Raw genomic sequence first — 16,724 nt, 5'->3', positions numbered from 1 at the left:
GTGGCGTTACGAGTGAAGCTGCGGCGAGAATTCAGCGATTTTCCCGCCCCACATACACTTTCGACGCCATAGCTTCACGCGCAAAGCCCTGAATACACGCTCGATGCCGTAGCCGCACACGCGAAGGACTCAGCGGCGGCGGTGCACGACGACGCGGCCGCCCTTCTTCGGCACGAACGCGACGCCACGGTTGTACGGTCGTTCACCCGGTGCGTCTGTGATTTCAAAGGTGAAGTCGCGCAGCACGGTTCGCAGCACCACGTCCATCTCCATATTGGCGAACGCAGCCCCCACGCAGCGACGGGTGCCGCCGCCGAACGGTATCCACGCGAACGACGACGGCTTGGACTCGATGAATCGGCGCGGGTCGAAGCGCTCCGGGTCGGGAAACGCTGCCGGGTTCTTGTGGATCTGCGATATGCACGTCATAACCGAATACCCCTGCGGGATGGTCCATTCGCCGAGCCGATACACCGGGACGTTGACGTTGCGGGCGGCGAAGTCGATGACGTTGCCGACCCGCTGGACTTCCCAGATGGTCGCCTGGCGTAGCTCGCTGCCGCCCTCGTCGGCCTCCGCGACCAGCGCCGCCAACACCTCGGGGTGCCGGGTCAGCCGCTCGAACGCCCACGCCAACGTCGACGCCGTGGTTTCGTGACCGGCGGCCAGCAGGGTGAGCAGCTCGTCCCCGATGTCCTTGCGGGACATGACCGTACCGTCGTCGTACGTGCTGCGCAGCAGCAATGCCAGCACATCGGTGCGGTCGGCGAAGTTCGGATCGGCGCGCTCGTCAGCGATCAGCTTGTCGATGACATCGTCGTACAGTCGCCGCCACCGTGCCATCCGGCCCCACGGGCTGAAACGGCCGTAGCTACGTTTGGTCTGGGGCATCAGCGCCATCTTCGAACCGAGGGTGACCCAGGGCGGGATGATGCGGCGCAGCTCGTCGAGTTCGGCTCCGTCGGCGCCGAAAATCGCGCGCAGGATCGCGTTGAGCGTGATGCGGTTCATCGAGGGCAGCGTCTCGAACGGCCGGCCTTCGGGCCAGTTGGCCGTCTCGCGCAACGTCTCCTCTTCGATGACGGCCTCGTAGTTCTTCATCGCCTTGCCGTGGAAGGGCGGTGCCAGCAGGCGGCGGCGGCGACGGTGGTCGTCGCGGTCGAGGGCGAAGACCGAGCCCGACCCGAACAGTCGGCTCAAAGTTGGGCTGGATGTTGCCCAGCTCCTCGGGGCTGGTGGTGAACAGCTGCTTGGCCAGCTGCGGGTCGGCGACCACCACCACGTTCCCGAAGACCGGAATCCGCACCATGAAGACCGGGCCGTGCCGCTGTGTCATGCGCTCCATGAACCAACGGCGCGGAAAGGTGAAACCGATGCCCTGCAACAGCTTTGGCCCCCGGACCGCCGGGGGCAGCCGGAGGTCCGCCACGGCGGGGGGCGGTTGCCACGCCGCTCACAGCTTCGGTGCTCATTAGTGTCTGCGCTCCCAATCCGCCCGAATCCATCGGTGGTACCACGGCGTACCACGGGGCATTGCAGGTACGGTACTCTGTGGTACCAAACCTGACAAGAAGGGGCGCCGGTGACCGTCGCGGCTGGCAGTGCCGATCTGGCCGACGGCACCGTCGCCGACCCATTTAGGCTCCGACTGCTCGACGGCCTGGCGGCATCGATCGGGGAGCGCGGATATCGCGCCACCACCGTGGCCGACATCGTGCGCCACGCGCGCACCTCCAAGCGCACCTTCTACGACCAGTTCCCGAGCAAGGAGCAGTGCTTCCTGGAACTGCTGCAAGTCGAGATCCAGGTGATGGCGCAAGACATCCGGGCCGCAGTCGACCCCGAAGCCGACTGGCACCACCAGATTCGTCAGGCGGTGGAAGGCTACGTCGGTCACATCGAGTCCCGACCCGCCATCACGTTGAGCTGGATCCGCGAGTTCACCTACCTGGGCGAGGTCGCCCGGCCGGTGCAGCGCCAGAGCCTGGAATTGCTGACCAATCTGCTCGTCGGTCTCAGCGGCAGCCCGGGTTTCCAGCGCGCGGGTTTGCCGCCGCTCACCGAACCGCTGGCGGTAATCCTGGTCGGCGGCCTGCGCGAACTCGTCGCCCTCGCCGTCGAGGACGGCAGGCCACCCAGGGAAATCGTCGAGCCGGCTGTGGACGCCTCGATAGCCCTATTGGGCCCCCGGCACTGAGCAGGCCGGGAGTTAGGCTCGACCGGTCCCGATCATCGATCATCGGAGGAGCCCGACTATGCGCCTATCCACCCGCAACCAGCTCAAGGGAACCATCACCGAAGTCGACCTGGGCACCGTGATGGCGATCGTCAAGGTCCGCCTCGACGGCGGCGAACAGGTCGTCACCTCTTCGATCACCAAGGATGCCGCGGTCGAACTCGGCCTGCGGGTCGGGCAGCCCGCGACGGTGTTCGTCAAGTCCACCGAAGTGACGATCGGCGTCGAATAGCCATGGCGCCCACCATGCGCGCCGAGCGGTTCTATGCTGGCACCAAAACCGTTGCGCTCGAAGATGTTCCGATCCCACGGCCCGGCCCCGGCGAAGTCCTGGTCAAGGTTGCGTTCTGCGGCATCTGCCACTCGGATTTAAGTCTGATCAACGGAACCTTTCCCGCCCAGGCGCCGGTGGTCACCCAGGGGCACGAAGCGTCCGGCACCATCGCCGAGCTCGGCCCCGGGGTGACGGGCTGGGCCGAGGGCGACCGGGTGGTGGTGGCCGCCGGCCGCCCCTGCCAGCGCTGCCCCAACTGCCGTCGCGGCGACGTGGTGAACTGTTTGCGAATTCAGTTGATGGCCTTCGCTTATGACGGCGCGTGGGCCGAATACACGCTGGCCCAGGCGGCGGGTCTGACCCGCGTCCCGGACAACGTTCCGTTGGAACAGGCCGCGATCCTGGCCGACGCGGTCTCCACCCCGTTCGGTGCCGTGGTGCGCACCGGCAAGGTCGCCGTCGGGGAATCGGTCGGGGTGTGGGGTGTCGGCGGTGTGGGCACGCATATCGTCCAGCTCGCCAAACTCGTTGGGGCCGTTCCGGTGATCGCGCTGGACATCAACCCGGCGGTATTGGAGCGGGCGCTGCAGATCGGTGCGGACTATGCGTTCGACACCCGCGATGACGCGCTGCCCGACAAGCTCGCCGAGGTCACCGGCGGCCGGTTGCTCGATGTCGCGTTCGACGCCGTCGGACTCAAGGCCACGTTCGAGCAGGCGCTGGCCGCACTGACGGCCGGCGGCAGGCTGGTCGGGGTGGGCATGAGTGCGGAGTCACCGACCGTCGGCCCGACCGCCATGTTCGGGTTGACCCGCAAACAGGTGCTGGGCCACCTCGGCTACCAGAACGTCGACATCGAGACCCTGGCCAAGCTGGTTTCGTTTGGGCGGCTTGACCTTTCGCGTTCCATCAGCGAAGTGGTAGCCCTCGAAGACATTCATGAGGGCATCGAGAAGCTGGAGCGTCAGGACGGCAACCCGATCCGGATCCTGGTCCGCCCTTAGAGCAGCAGGAACGCGCGGACCCGGTCCAGCACCAGATCCGGCCGCTGATCGACGATCCAATGACCGACACCGGGAACCAGCTCGACCTCGAAATCGCTGATGTGATCCTCATATCCGTCGGTGCCGTCTGGGGTCATCACCGGATCCTCGGTGCCGGTCAGCCAGCGAACCGGGACGTCGACGCGGGCGTCGCTGTATTCGCCGCGCAACCAGCGCAGCAACTCCTTGGTCTGAAACGAGCGGTACCAACGGGATCCGGCCTCGGCGTGGCCGGGCTGGTTCATGCACTCGCTGTACATCTGCACCTCGTCGTCGGGCAACGTATAGCCGCCGCCCACCCACGACCCGAGGATGCGCAGAAACAGCGAGCCGGGCCTGCTGACCAGCCGCGGGCCAATCCGCGGCAACGACATTGGAATTTGATACCAGAACCGCCAGATCTTGCCCAGCGCCGCGAGATCGCGTTTGACGAAGGGCGCCGCCGTGTTGCAGCCGAAAAACCCGGTCACCTTCTCCGGGTGGCGCAGCATCATGATGAACGCGACAGGTCCGCCCCAGTCGTGCGCGACGAGCTTGACCTTGTCGATGCCCAACGCGTCCAGCACGCCGGCCAGGTCGTCGGCCATCTCGCTCTTGAGGTACTGCGAGTTCGGCGCCGAACTCCAGCCGGCACCGCGCAGGTCGGGGCAGAGCACACGGTAGCCGTCGGCGGCCAGGGGTCCGATCAGCGCGTGCCACTCCCACCAGTTCTGCGGAAAGCCGTGCACCAGCATCACTGCCGGGCCGTCGGCGGGACCGGCGTCGGCAACATGGATGGTGACCCCGCCACCGAGATCCACGTAGCGGTGTTCGACGCCGTCGAGTTCGGGCATGGTGACCATGCTGGACAAACCTAGTCCTCAGGTCAGGAATCGCTCAACGTAGGGAGCAAAGCGCTCCCGCAGTTCTTCTTCGTCCAGCCCGAACATCTCGCAGGAGGTCTCGACGCTGCCCAGCCGGCCCCGCTCGTGGCCGGCCAGGTAGGCACCGACGGCGCTGCGCACGTCGTCGTCGAACGGCTCGTCGGCCAGCGCGTATACCCGTTTGGCGACACCGAGTTCGTCGGCCATGAAGGTGTCGAACCGGATGTCGATGGACCGGTCGTGACCGATCGTGTCGCGGTCGCGGACCAGCGCGCCCAGCATCGCCTCGAGGCGGTCGATCCAGTAGTCCGCGATCTGCCGCACCGGCACCGGCGAGCGGTGCATGCGCGCCGAGTAGGTGATCATGGCGATCATCGACAGCGCCACCGGCACCGGGTCGCGGTGGGTGAAAACGACGATGCTGTCCGGGAATACGCGATCGAGCACCGGCACCTGCTCGAGATGTTGGGGAGACTTGAGCAGCCAGCGCCGGCCGCCGCGCAGGAACTGCATTGCCTTGAGTTGGCGCGCCAGGTACTCGTAATGCGGGGTCTGGTCGTGGCTCTGGTAGTAGTCCCGCCAGCGCGGCACGTGGCCCAGCGTCTCGAACAGCATGGTGGAGAAGTCGTTGGCCAGCAGCTGGATCTCTTCGTGCACGTGGTCGGTGGTCATCTCGTGCATCAGCGCGAAATGCGGCATCACCAGGTTGATCACGCTGACCGCGACATCCATGCGGGCCCGCCGCGGATCGGGCTCGACCCCGGCCTCGGACGGCAACGGAAACGGCTCGTTGCTCTCCCAGTACGGCATGGTGCGAAAGGTGGGCGCCGCCGCCAGCAGGTTGTGCAGGTGGGTGGTGCCGGTGCGCGGCAGGCCGGCGATGACCACCGGGGAGTGCAGCTCGATGTCGTCGATCTCGGGGTGCCGGCGCATCAGGTCGGTCAGCAGCAACCGGTTCTTGAGCAGCTGCAGCAGCTGGCCGTAGAAGTTGACCACCCCGGCGTCGTGCAGGCCGTCGATCTCCCGCAGGGCGGCGAGGTAGACGTCCAGTCGTTCGCGGTAGTCGTCGGCGCCGAAGTCGGACAGGCCGGTGTCGGCGCTGGCTTGGGCGTGCAGGGCGGCGGAATCCAGCGGACAGTTCGCGGCCATGCCGGCCATCATGTCCAGGATCGGCTGTGCCTCGGCGCTGAACCGGGGCTGCTCCAGATCGTCGAGGCGGGTCACGGCGACTTATGTTACCGTGGGTTTCGTAATGGTTCTAGATCTGGGTCGGCCCCGCGATCCGCGCATCGACGCGGCGGTGCTCAACGCCACGGTCGAACTGCTCGCCGAGACCGGTTACCCCGGCCTGCTGGTCTCGGCGATCGCCGAGCGTGCCGGCACCAGCAAGCCCGCGATTTACCGTCGCTGGCCCAGTAAGGCGCACCTGGTGCACGAGGCGGTGTTCCCGATCGGCGTTGCCACCGAAATCCCGCACACCGGAACGCTTTCCGATGATCTGCGCGAGATGGTGCGGCGTACCACGGCCGTACTGACCACCCCGGCGGCCACGGCGGCGCTGCCCGGCCTGATCGCCGAGATGGCCGCCGACCCGACATTGCATGCGGCGCTGCTGGAACGATTCGCCGGCCTCTTCGCCGGCGGGCTGGCCGAGCGGCTGCACAGCGCCGCCGCCCGTGGCGAGGTGCGCCCCGACGTGTCGGCTACCGACCTGGCCGAGGCGATCGCCGGTCTGACGTTGATCGCCCTACTCACCCGCATCAGCGAACTCGACGACGCCTGGGTCGATCGCACCACCACATTGCTCCTGAAAGGAATCGGCACATGACACACGAATCCACCACGGCGTGGAAAGAGCTGCTGGCCACCCTCGGCGATCTGGACCGCGGATTCCTCGAGGGCGACAAGGCGGTCACCGACGACCGCCATATCGCCGACGGCTACCGCATGCTGGCCACCACGCTGGGCGTCGCGCTGGACACCTACTTGTTCACCGAACCCGGCCGCCCGCAGTTCTTCGCCGTCAACACGCCGTTCCGCCGCGACCGCCGCTGGGGCGGTGACAACACCGACGCCTACTACTACTGCTGCCCGGTCGATCCGCAACGGCGCTACCGGGTCAGCGGCAACAAGGGTGACAGCGTGTATTTCTCGCTGACCGCCTACAACGAACCCTCGCCCGGCGCCTGGTCGGACCGGGTCGTCTCGATCGTCCGCGACACCGACCTCGACGTCGACGCCGACGGCAACTTCAGCTTCGAGTTCCCGCCGACACCCGACGCGGCGGTACTGATGACGCGGGACTACCAGGCCGACCCGTCGACCGGCCGCCCCGTCACCTGGAACATCGCGGCGCTCGACGATCCCGACCCGATCCGGCACGGTGACGCCGAGACGGCGCAACGGCTGCGGGCGGTGACCACGTGGCTGCGCACCATGTTCGCGATCGTGCCGCTGGCGGTGGGAACCCGCGCTGAGGACCAGCATGCGCTGGGGCACGAAGTGGCTTACACGGCAAATGAATTCGCCGATCCCTACCAGGTTCCCGACGCCAACTTCGGCTGGTCGGCGCGCGACGCGTGTTATGCCTACGGCAGTTTCGTGCTCCAGGACGACGAGGCCCTGGTGATCACGCACCGGCCGCCGGCGTGCCGGTTCTGGAATCTGGTGGTGTGGAACCAGTTCATGGCCACCTACGGCGCGTCGGAGGGACCCGACATTCGCTGTTCGATCAACTGCCACAGTGCGATACCCAACGCCGACGGCTCGGTGACCGTCGTGTTGGCCAAAGAGCGCACTGCACACCCGAATTCGCTGACGACCCTGGGCTACCCGCAGGGCAACCTGGCCTTCCGATGGTTCCTCGCCGATGGCGTGCCGGAGCGGCCGGCGGTGCAATTCGTGAAGGCGATCGACGCGCCGACCGACGTGTCTTAGCGGACAACCGGAATTCGGAGCAGCGACTGACGCTCGCCGCCCCAGTGGATGCTGATCCTGCCACGGTGGTTCGACCGGTAGTGCGCCGGGAAGTGCCCGAACCATGGATTCCGCGGTTGGGGGTAGCGACCGGCGATGACCAACCGCAGCGACTCTCCGGCACGGAACAATGTCGCCGACGCTGACAACGGAATCTGCACCGCCACAACGTCGTCGGCTTGTAGCGGCATGCGGGTGCGGAACGTGTGCTCGGGTTCATACGGGTGGCTCGCCGCCGCGTCGGGTTCGCGCAGCGAGAGCCGCAGCTGGCCCGACGCGACACGGTCGCGGCCATAGCCGTAGGAGCCCTCGAAGGGAACGTAGCGCGAACCGATCCATTTCTCCACTCCGACAAAGACATCGGCCTCGGGTGCGCCGTGCGCCGATACCCACAGCTGCAGGCTCATCGGCCCGGTTATCTCGGTGTCCTCGGAGAACACATGGGTAAAGGCCACTGCGCCGCGACGAGCCCTGAAGGTCGCATTGCCCTTGGGGGCAACGATTTCGGATAGCGCACCTCCGTCGCCGAGGTGCAAGTCTTGCCACTGCGTGCGGGCGAGCGGCCACTCGCTTTCGCTGCGCACCGCGACCACGTCCGTCCGGTTCTCGCGTACTTCCAGCCGCACGCGCGGCGGCTCGGGCACGTCGAGTCCGCGCAGGTAGCGGTCGAAGAACGCGAGCTGGGTTCGCTTCGCGTCCTCGCCATAGAAGACGGCCCATTTCGCCCCGCGGTGCGTGTAGGCAAAGCGATCAGCGGACCCAGCCTCTTGGAAGGCGCGCATCGATCCGCGGCTGTGCAGGTTGCTATCGGAAAAGCTGGTGCACACCAGCATCGGGACGGTGATCTTCGGGAGGTCGGGTGTGATGGACGACCACCACTCGTCGCGCAGGGGGTGCTGTGGGCGCTGCTTACCGAAATCGGTGCTCAACCGAGCCCGACGCTTGGTGACGGTCTGCCAGATTCGCGAGAAGCCATTCTCCGGGATACCCCCGGGCGTCATCAAGTCCCGGTAGGCGTCGGCGAACCCCTCCCACGGGCAGATCGCCTTCAGGCTCGGCGGATTCAGCGCCGCCACCTTGTATTGCGACATGGCAAGGTAGGACACCCCCAGCATGCCCACGCTGCCGGTGCACCAGGGTTGACATGCGGCCCACTCGATCAGCTGGTAGTTGTCGTCGGCCTCCTGGTCGGAGAACAGCGACCCCACGCCCTCGGAGCTGCCCGCGCCCCGGGTGTCCGCATTGATCACGGCGTATCCGTGCTGCGTCCACCAGACCGGATCGGGCGCCTCCCAATTGGTTTCGCTGGACAAGCTCAGCGGCTCGGGCTGATTCATCACCCGGTACTGCACGTTGACCGACCAGCCGTTGCGGGTCTTCTTGGGCAGCGCGTCCTTGTTGTAGGGGTGCGCGGACAGGATGACCGGGAACGGCCCGTCACCGGCCGGACGGTAGACGTTGACCCGAAGGCGAACACCGTCGGCCATCGGAACCGCGACGTCGTGATCCTTGACCAGGTCCGCGGGCGCCGGTGTCACGGTCACTGGGGGCCGGAGAGCGGCCTTGATCCTGCCGCGAGCGTAGGCGAATTCGCCGGGCCGCCGCCAGGGTCGATCTTTGACTGCCATTTCTGCCTCTGCTTTCATGCTTTTAAGTGCCACTCTAATGCATTTGATGGTCACTCTAATCCATGAGCTAGGCTGGTGTCCATGGTCGAAAAGGACGCCGCCACCGTGAGCAGGCAACAGCAGGTCGGGGCCATGGCCCGCCAGGAGACTCGCCGGAGGTTGCTGATCGCCGCCGGGGAGGAGTTCGAAGCGCGCGGCTACCAGGCGGCCACCGTGAGCAGGATCGCCGAGCGTGCCGGTGTCACGGTGCAAACCCTCTACCTGGCGTGGGGCAACAAGCGATCGTTGCTGCGTGCCTACCTGGAGTCCAGACTCACCGGCGGCGGACAGGATCCCGGTGCAGTCGTCGAACGCTTCGCGGGCAAGCCACCCCGGGAGGTTGTCGACGAGCTCGCCGCGCTCGTCGCCGAAATCGCCGACCGTGCAGCCATCGGGTGGAAGCTCTACCGGGACGCCTCGGCGGTGGATCCCGAGATTGCCGCCGACTGGGACGAGTTGCAGTCCCTGCGCCGAACGACGATCGACAGAGCACTGCGAAACATCCCCGCCGGCGCGCTGCGCGCTGGCATCGCTCGCCGCGAGGCCGTCGACACAGCATGGGCCATCGTCAGTCCGGAGTGTTATGAGCTGCTGGTGGCGCGGCGCGGTTACACACTGGATCAGTTTCAGAACTGGATGCGTCAGACGCTGCGGGCCGCGCTCCTGCGTTAGCCGCGGATCAGCTCGATCGCACGGCCCAGGGTCTCCAGCTTGGCGTCGAGCGTGTCCCCCGCCGGGTACAGCCGCACCGTGTTTACGCCCGCCTCTCGCCAATCCGCAAGGCGCGCAACCACCATCGCTTCGGTTCCGATCAGCGTGGTGGCCAATACCATCTCGTCGGTGATCAGCGCGGTCGCACCCGACCGGTCGCCGGCCTGCCAACGCGACCGCACCGCTTCGGCGACCTCGCTCCAACCCTGCCGGCTGTAGGCCCGGTTGTAGTAGTTGGTGCTCGCCGACCCCATGCCGCCGAGGCTGAAGGCCAGCTCGGTCTTGCGTGCCGCGACCATGCCCCGTAGTTCGTCCTCATCGCGGGCGAACGCGACCTCGGCACCCTGGCAGATGTCGATATCCGCGCGGGTCCGCCCGGCCGCGGCCAGGCCGTCGTCGAGGTGGGCGAAATATGCCTGCCCGGCGCCTTCGGGCACGAAACTGGTGCCCAGCCAGCCGTCGGCGATCCGCCCGGTCAGCCGCAGCATCGCCGGTGACAAGGTGGCCAGATAGATCGGGATCGGGTGCTCGGTGCGGGTCGACAACCGCATCGGCTTCGCCTCACCCGGACGGGGTATCTGAAACTCCTTGCCGGAGTAGGAGATTTTGCCGCCCGCGAACGCCTCGCGGATGATGTCGACGGTTTCGCGGACACGCGCCAGCGGCCCCGCGAACGAGACGCCGTGCAGCCCTTCGATCACCTGCGGACCCGAGGCGCCCAGGCCGAGCAGGAACCGACCCGACGACAGGTTGGCCAAGGTGATAGCGGTCTGGGCGACCAGCACCGGTGAGCGGGTGCCGACCTGCAGCACGCCCGAGCCGAGCAGCATTCGTTCGGTGCGCGCCGCCAGGAAGCCCAGTGCGGAAACCGCGTCGGCTCCCCACGCCTCGGCGACCCAGCACACGTCCAGGCCCAGCTTTTCGGCCTCGACCACGAATTCCACCGTCTCGGCCGGCGCCACCGACAGCTCGACCGTCGTGGCGGTGCGCATCAGCGCACCCCGTGCTCGGCCAGCCTCTTGATCGCGGCCAGGGTCTTGTCGATGGCGGCTTCGAACTCGCGCAGCCGCACGAACACGATCTTCTGTTCCTTGTCGGGCATCGCGTCGATCGCGGTGGACAATCCGGAGCGGCCCGGACCCAGCTGCGTCCAGTACGACAGCGTGGTGCCGCCGTCCTGCGGTGTCAGGCTGAACCGCCAGGTCGCGGCGGGGCATTCGGGTTCGCCTACCGCCCAACTGAATTCGCGTGGTTGGTCACACGAGACGATCTGCGAGATGCTGCTCCACTTGCCGAATGCGTCGTGTTCGTTGTAGCCGACGAAACGGGCGCCGACCCGCGGGCCGGTCACACCGTCGAGCCATTCGACGCGTTGCAGTTCGTTGCTCAGGGTCGGCATCAGCTCGATGTCGGAGACCAGATCCCACACTCGCTGCGGATCGGCGTCGATCCATGTCGAGGCTTGCACGGTCGGGTTGTCCGCATAACGCGCGCCGGTCCACTCCACCCCACCCATTAAAGACCTCGAAGCCCGGGGTTTCGACAACGCGAGCCCCGGGCTTCGTAGGTCAATGTCGTAGGTCAGCGGGTCTTCATGCAGCGACCGGCTCCAGTTCGACGCTGCCGGACTTCTTGGCCTTGGCGTTCGGCAGCCAGGAGTCCGGGACACTGAGCCGGACGATCTTGCGCACGACCGTGCCGAACTGCCGCAGCAACGGACCCTTGTTGTACGGGATTCCGTACCGCTCGCAGATCTCCTGCACCTCGGGCGCAATCTCGGCGTAGCGGCGGGCCGGCATGTCGGGGAATAAGTGGTGCTCGATCTGGTGCGACAGGTTGCCCGACAGCAGGTGGAAGAGCTTGCCGCCGGTCAGGTTCGCCGAGCCCAGCACCTGGCGGAAGTACCACTGGCCGCGGGTCTCGTCCTTGGTCTCCTCGACGGTGAACTCCTGGGTGCCGTCCGGAAAGTGCCCGCAGAAGATGATCATGTACGACCACACGTTGCGCATCAGGTTGGCGGTCAGGTTGCCGCTGAGCACGAACGGCGCGAACGGGCCGGCCAGCAGCGGGAACGCGACGTAGTCCTTGAGGGTCTGCCGGCGGGTCTTGGCCCAGATCTCCTTGAGCGTCTGTTTCTTGTCGCGCAGCCGGATCTCGCCGGAGCGAATCCGCTCGGTTTCCAGCTCGTGCAGCGCGACGCCGTACTGGAACAGCACCATCAGCAGGAACGCGTAGACCGGGTTGCCCAGGAAGTACGGCTCCCACTTCTGGTCTTCGCTCATCCGCAGGATGCCGTAGCCCACGTCGCGGTCCATGCCGACGATGTTGGTGTGGGTGTGGTGCATGTAGTTGTGCGAGTGCCGCCACTGGTCAGCCGGGCAGGCGGTGTCCCACTCGAAGTCGTTGCCGGAGATCGTCGGGTCACGCATCCAGTCGTACTGGCCGTGCATGATGTTGTGGCCGATCTCCATGTTGTCCATGATCTTCGCGATGCCCAGCATCCCGGTGCCCAACAGCCACGCCGGCGGCAGGAAGAGCAGCGCGCGGCCGCCCACCTCCAGGGCACGTTGCGCCTTGATGACCTTGCGGATGTACTCCGCATCCTGTTCGCCGAGGTCGGCCATCACCCGTTCCTTGATGGCGTCGAGTTCGCGGCCGAACTCGTCGGCTTGTTCCTTGGTGAGGGTGATCTTGTTCTGTGTCATGGCTTTTGCTCCCTTTGATTCGGCGTGGTCAGAGGGCGATCTCGACGTCACCGACGGGCACGGTGACGCAGATCTGGACGTTCTCGTCGGGCTGGGTCGAGACGGCACCGGTGATCAGGTTGCGCACGGTGCCGGAGGTCTTGCGGCGGGTGCAGGTGTGGCAGATACCCATCCGGCATCCGTTCTTGGGCGCCAAGCCGGCCGACTCGGCCTGCTCGAGGATCGACCGGCCGTCGTCTTCGACGTCCACCTTGCTGTCCCCGAAGCTGACTCGACCACCCGTCGGGTTGGCCGGCACTTCGATCACCGGCGGCGTGAAGCTTTCGGTGAACACCTTTTCACAGTTCGCCGCGGCACACTGTGCCCGGACGGCGTCGACCAAAGCGGTTGGCCCGCAGACGAACACCGCGTCGGGTGCGTCCATCGCGATGGCCAGGTGTTCGGCACCGAACCGGCCCTCGAGGTCGCCGGCACCGGATCGGGTGTAGCCGTGCAGCACCCGCACACCGGGCATCATCGCCAGCTCGTCGCGATAGCAGGCTTCCGCGGCGGTCCGGGCGTAGTGCACGAAGGCGATCTCGCCGGGGTGCCCTTCGGCGACCAGCGTGCGCAGCATCGCCATGACGGGCGTGATGCCGCTGCCGCCGGAGACGAACAGGATCCGCCGCGGCCGCTGGTCGGGCAACACGAAGTCGCCTCCGACGCCGTCCAGGCCGACCACCATGCCGCGACGGGCCTGCTCATACAGGTAGGTCGAGACCAGCCCGCCATCGTGGACGCCGATGGTCAGCTCGAGTTGCGAGCTGCCCTCGACGTTGGCCGGCGAGTAGCACCGGGAGTGCATGCGGCCGTCGATCTCGACGGTCACGTTGACGAACTGCCCGGCTTTGACGGTGTGGCGTTCGGTGAACGCGTCGTTCGGGGCCAGCGTCAGGGTGACGCTGCGCGGCGTCGTCCGCCGGACGTCGATCACCTTGGCGCGGGCGTCGCCCGACGTCCACGTCGGCTCGACAAGCTCGGTGTAGCGGTCGACGCCGTGCGGGCCGGTGAGGACGTCGACCAGGCTTGAACTCAGGACTCGCTTCGCGACCGTCCGAGTGAAAGTTTGAGTGAACATATGTACACCGTGACATCGGTCGGTGCAGGTGGTCAAGGGTTTTCTTGCCTTCTGTGTTACGGTTCACATAGTGAACAGTCGTACTCCTAGCTCACACTCGCGGCGCACCAGCCGGGAGAAGAACCGCGACGGGGGCTCACGCGAAGAACGCAAGGAAGCCACCCGGCGGGCCATCATCGCCGCGGCCCTGAAGTTGCTCAACGAGCGCAGCTTCAGCGGCCTGAGCCTGCGCGAGGTCACCCGTGAAGCCGGGATCGTGCCCGCCGCGTTCTACCGCCACTTCGACTCGATGGAGGCACTCGGGCTGGTCCTGATCGACGAATCGTTCCGCAGCCTGCGCGACACGTTGCGGGGCGCGCGGGCCGGCAAACTCGACCCGAACCGGGTGATCGAATCGTCGGTGGAGATCCTGATCGGCAGCGTCGCCGAACAACGCGAACACTGGCGCTTCATCTCGCGCGAGCGCTCTACCGGACTCTCGGTGCTGCGCTACGCCATCCGCACCGAAATCCGGCTCATCACCTCCGAACTGGCCACCGACCTGGCCCGCTTCCCGCGGCTCAACGAATGGAGCACCGAGGATCTCAACGTGCTGGCAAGCCTTTTCGTCAACGCGATGATCGTGACCGCCGAGGCCATCGAGGACGCGCAGAGCGCCGAGGCGCTCGAAGAGATCCACCGGATCGCGGTCAAGCAGCTGCGCATGATCGCGATCGGCGTCGCGAGGTGGAAGAGCGAAACCTAGCTCATTCGTCGACGACGGTGAACAGCGAGCTGCCGTCCTCGGGGGTGCCGTCGATCTGGCCCCGGTGCACACCACCGGGCAGCTCGTCGGTCAGGTCGGGATCGGTGCGAGCGGGCCGAATCTCGTCGGGCTCCTCCGCGGCGAGCTTCTGGTCCAGCGATTCGCCTTCCCGCTCCTCGCGCGCCGTCATGCCGAACTTGTCGGCCTCGCTCCAGTCGTCGGGCGGGTCGACGACGATGTCGCCGTCGTCGTTGCGCACCTCGTCCGAATCGGTGGACTCACTCGGGTCCAGGGTGTCGTCAGGGCCGGTTGCCATGCGCGATTGGTTGCCCAGGCCGCTGACGGCTAAACCCGCTCAACGCGGATCACGCCACATCGCCCACAATGTGGGCCCGCCGTCGGGAACCTCGAGCTCTCCGGTGACCCGGAACCCGAAACGCTGGTAATACGGCACATTCTCGGGCTTGGAGGACTCCAGATAGGCCGGACAGTACTCGGCGTCGCAGCGCTGCAGGCGGGATCGCATCAGCACCTGGCCGAAGCCCTGGCCGCGCACCGACGGGTCGCTGCCGATCGCCGCGAGGTACCAGTGCGGCTCTTCGGGATGTGCGCGCTTCATCAGCTCCTGCACAGCGCGACCGCGAGCGGATTTAGCGCCGAACACCCGCAGGAACGTCGGGATCTGCGCCAGCTGCGCCCGGCCCGACTCCCGCCACCGGTTCGGCGGATCCCACAGGGCGGCCGCACCGATCTCCGGCCCGTCGCAGGCCACTTCGACGCCACCACCGGCCAGATGGTGATGACGGGTCATGGTGGCGAACACGCGACCCAGGTGCCGGCGCCGCTTGTCGTCGTCGGGCAGAATCCACATCGCCACCGGATCGTCGTAGAACGCCCGGCCCAGGGTTTGGCCCAGCTCGCGGACATCGGATTTGCGCGCCGGACGCGCTTGCGGGGTCACCTCACTCACCGTAGGTGCGCGGCCGCCAAGGAGCCAGCAGCGCCGGCACATACGATGGACTGGCTTGAACCAGCTTCATCGGAGATGCCGGCGCGGCGTTGCGCCGGGGAAACGGCGGCACCAGGTGTGGGACTTCGAGACCGATCCGGAATATCAGGCGAAGCTCGACTGGGTCGAAGAGTTCATGGTCAGCGAACTCGAGCCGCTGGACCTGGTGGCACTCGACCCGTACGACAAGCAGAACGCCGAGATGGTGGCGATCCTGCGCCCGTTGCAGCAGCGGGTGAAGGAGCAGGGCCTGTGGGCCGCGCACCTGACGCCCGATCTCGGCGGGCAGGGTTTCGGTCAGGTCAAGCTGGCGCTGCTCAACGAGATCCTGGGCCGTTCCCGGTGGGCTCCCTCGGTGTTCGGTTGCCAGGCACCGGATTCGGGCAACGCCGAGATCCTGGCGCTGTTCGGCACCGAACAGCAGAAGGCCCGGTACCTGCAGCCGCTGCTGGACGGCGAGATCACGTCCTGCTATTCGATGACCGAGCCGCAGGGCGGATCGGACCCGGGGCTGTTCGTCACCTCGGCCAAGCGCGACGGTGACGATTGGATCATCAACGGCGAGAAGTGGTTTTCCACCAACGCCAAGCACGCGTCGTTCTTCATCGTCATGGCGGTCACCAACCCCGAAGGCCGTACCTACCAGAAGATGTCGCTGTTCATCGTGCCGGCCGAGACACCCGGTATCGAGATCATCCGCAATGTCGGGGTCGGCGCCGAGTCGTCGAAACGAGCCACCCACGCCTACGTTCGCTACCGCGACGTCCGGGTGCCCGCCGACCATGTGCTCGGCGGCGAGGGACAGGCGTTCATGATCGCCCAGACCCGCCTCGGCGGGGGCCGCATCCATCACGCGATGCGCACAATCGCGTTGGCGCGCCGGGCATTCGACATGATGTGCGAGCGCGCGGTGTCACGGCAGACCCGGCACGGCCGGTTGTCGGATTTCCAGATGACCCAGGAGAAAATCGCCGACAGCTGGATCCAGATCGAGCAGTTCCGGCTGCTGGTGCTGCGCACCGCCTGGCTGATCGACAAGCACCACGACTATCAGAAGGTGCGCCGCGACATCGCGGCGGTGAAGGTCGCGATGCCGCAGGTGCTGCACGACGTCGCGCAGCGGGCGCTGCACCTGCACGGCGCCCTGGGCGTCTCCGACGAGATGCCGTTCGTCAAGATGCTGGTGGCCGCCGAGTCGCTGGGCATCGCCGACGGCGCCACCGAGCTGCACAAGATGACGGTGGCCCGCCGCACGCTGCGCGAATATCAGCCTGTGACAACGCCTTTCCCGTCCCAACACATACCGACCCGCAAGGCCGAAGCCGAGGCGCGACTGGCCGCCCGACTGGAACACGCGATCGCCGAGTTCTGAGGCTCG

General features: G+C 66.7%; 17 protein-coding genes and 1 pseudogene. 8 read left to right on the top strand and 10 right to left on the bottom strand.

Going from position 1 to position 16,724, the window contains the following annotated elements; genetic code table 11:
* Nucleotides 1–129: 129 nt before the first annotated feature.
* Nucleotides 130–1,429 (bottom strand): annotated as a pseudogene (locus tag L6444_RS01750) (cytochrome P450).
* 180 nt (nucleotides 1,430–1,609) lie between these two features.
* On the opposite strand from L6444_RS01750, the gene L6444_RS01745 reads away from it, so the two are divergent.
* Genes L6444_RS01745 through L6444_RS01735 form a run of 3 tightly spaced genes read left to right on the top strand, consistent with a single transcriptional unit; the run spans nucleotide 1,610 to nucleotide 3,514 of the window.
* Nucleotides 1,610–2,197, top strand: coding sequence for a TetR/AcrR family transcriptional regulator (locus tag L6444_RS01745; RefSeq protein WP_236984579.1), 588 nt, complete (start codon nucleotides 1,610–1,612; stop codon nucleotides 2,195–2,197).
* A 58-nt stretch (nucleotides 2,198–2,255) separates the two neighbouring features.
* Complete coding sequence (locus L6444_RS01740) at nucleotides 2,256–2,468, top strand: TOBE domain-containing protein (RefSeq protein WP_236979969.1); 213 nt, start codon at nucleotides 2,256–2,258, stop codon at nucleotides 2,466–2,468.
* A gap of 2 nt (nucleotides 2,469–2,470) precedes the next feature.
* Entirely contained in the window at nucleotides 2,471–3,514 is a 1,044-nt protein-coding gene (locus tag L6444_RS01735; RefSeq protein ID WP_236979967.1) for a zinc-binding dehydrogenase, read from the top strand.
* On the opposite strand, the gene L6444_RS01730 is transcribed toward L6444_RS01735, so the two are convergent.
* A complete protein-coding gene (locus L6444_RS01730; RefSeq protein WP_236984578.1) occupies nucleotides 3,511–4,395 on the bottom strand; it encodes an alpha/beta fold hydrolase in 885 nt (294 codons plus the stop codon). The genes L6444_RS01735 and L6444_RS01730 overlap by 4 nt on opposite strands.
* 18 nt (nucleotides 4,396–4,413) lie before the next feature.
* Nucleotides 4,414–5,577 (bottom strand): sulfotransferase family protein, encoded by a 1,164-nt coding sequence (locus L6444_RS01725; protein WP_236984576.1) that lies wholly within the window; start codon nucleotides 5,575–5,577, stop codon nucleotides 4,414–4,416.
* Between the two features lie 91 nt (nucleotides 5,578–5,668).
* Between L6444_RS01725 and L6444_RS01720 the strand changes: the two genes are divergently transcribed.
* Entirely contained in the window at nucleotides 5,669–6,244 is a 576-nt protein-coding gene (locus L6444_RS01720; protein ID WP_236979965.1) for a TetR/AcrR family transcriptional regulator, read from the top strand.
* Nucleotides 6,241–7,353, top strand: a complete 1,113-nt coding sequence (locus L6444_RS01715) for a DUF1214 domain-containing protein (protein ID WP_236979963.1) — start codon at nucleotides 6,241–6,243, stop codon at nucleotides 7,351–7,353. Before L6444_RS01720 ends, L6444_RS01715 begins: the two co-directional genes overlap by 4 nt.
* Here the strand turns inward: L6444_RS01715 and L6444_RS01710 are convergent.
* Entirely contained in the window at nucleotides 7,350–9,020 is a 1,671-nt protein-coding gene (locus L6444_RS01710) for a CocE/NonD family hydrolase (RefSeq protein WP_236979961.1), read from the bottom strand. The genes L6444_RS01715 and L6444_RS01710 overlap by 4 nt on opposite strands.
* 81 nt (nucleotides 9,021–9,101) lie before the next feature.
* Here L6444_RS01710 and L6444_RS01705 point away from each other — a divergent pair, with 81 nt between their 5' ends.
* Nucleotides 9,102–9,731, top strand: coding sequence for a TetR/AcrR family transcriptional regulator (locus tag L6444_RS01705; protein ID WP_236979954.1), 630 nt, complete (start codon nucleotides 9,102–9,104; stop codon nucleotides 9,729–9,731).
* Here L6444_RS01705 and L6444_RS01700 read toward each other — a convergent pair.
* The 4 genes from L6444_RS01700 to L6444_RS01685 all read right to left on the bottom strand — a co-directional run bounded on the left by L6444_RS01700 (nucleotide 9,728) and on the right by L6444_RS01685 (nucleotide 13,592).
* Nucleotides 9,728–10,762: an LLM class flavin-dependent oxidoreductase gene (locus L6444_RS01700; RefSeq protein ID WP_236979952.1), complete on the bottom strand. Its 1,035-nt coding sequence runs from the start codon at nucleotides 10,760–10,762 to the stop codon at nucleotides 9,728–9,730. The two genes, L6444_RS01705 and L6444_RS01700, sit on opposite strands and share 4 nt — an antisense overlap.
* Nucleotides 10,762–11,286, bottom strand: coding sequence for an SRPBCC family protein (locus L6444_RS01695; RefSeq protein WP_236979950.1), 525 nt, complete (start codon nucleotides 11,284–11,286; stop codon nucleotides 10,762–10,764). Before L6444_RS01695 ends, L6444_RS01700 begins: the two co-directional genes overlap by 1 nt.
* Nucleotides 11,287–11,362: 76 nt before the next feature.
* Nucleotides 11,363–12,475, bottom strand: coding sequence for a fatty acid desaturase family protein (locus L6444_RS01690; RefSeq protein WP_236979948.1), 1,113 nt, complete (start codon nucleotides 12,473–12,475; stop codon nucleotides 11,363–11,365).
* Between the two features lie 28 nt (nucleotides 12,476–12,503).
* The gene (locus tag L6444_RS01685; RefSeq protein ID WP_236979946.1) at nucleotides 12,504–13,592 is read right to left on the bottom strand and encodes a ferredoxin reductase; all 1,089 of its coding nucleotides are present in this window, start codon (nucleotides 13,590–13,592) and stop codon (nucleotides 12,504–12,506) included.
* Nucleotides 13,593–13,662: 70 nt separating this feature from the next.
* Between L6444_RS01685 and L6444_RS01680 the strand changes: the two genes are divergently transcribed.
* Complete coding sequence (locus L6444_RS01680; RefSeq protein ID WP_236979944.1) at nucleotides 13,663–14,337, top strand: TetR family transcriptional regulator; 675 nt, start codon at nucleotides 13,663–13,665, stop codon at nucleotides 14,335–14,337.
* Nucleotide 14,338: 1 nt separating this feature from the next.
* Here L6444_RS01680 and L6444_RS01675 read toward each other — a convergent pair whose 3' ends face one another.
* Together L6444_RS01675 and L6444_RS01670 are read right to left on the bottom strand one after the other, a co-directional pair.
* Nucleotides 14,339–14,653: a hypothetical protein gene (locus tag L6444_RS01675; protein ID WP_236979942.1), complete on the bottom strand. Its 315-nt coding sequence runs from the start codon at nucleotides 14,651–14,653 to the stop codon at nucleotides 14,339–14,341.
* Between the two features lie 39 nt (nucleotides 14,654–14,692).
* Nucleotides 14,693–15,298 carry a GNAT family N-acetyltransferase gene (locus L6444_RS01670; protein ID WP_236979940.1) on the bottom strand — a complete coding sequence of 202 codons (606 nt, stop codon included), beginning with the start codon at nucleotides 15,296–15,298 and terminating at the stop codon, nucleotides 14,693–14,695.
* A gap of 124 nt (nucleotides 15,299–15,422) precedes the next feature.
* Between L6444_RS01670 and L6444_RS01665 the strand changes: the two genes are divergently transcribed.
* On the top strand, nucleotides 15,423–16,718 hold the full coding sequence (locus L6444_RS01665) for an acyl-CoA dehydrogenase family protein (protein ID WP_236979938.1): 1,296 nt from the start codon (nucleotides 15,423–15,425) through the stop codon (nucleotides 16,716–16,718).
* Nucleotides 16,719–16,724 lie beyond the last annotated feature (6 nt).

The sequence above is a fragment of the Mycobacterium kiyosense genome, from assembly GCA_021654635.1.
Taxonomy (GTDB): domain Bacteria; phylum Actinomycetota; class Actinomycetes; order Mycobacteriales; family Mycobacteriaceae; genus Mycobacterium; species Mycobacterium kiyosense.
Note: the sequence above shows the minus strand (reverse complement) of the source record. Positions and strands in the feature narration are given on the sequence as shown.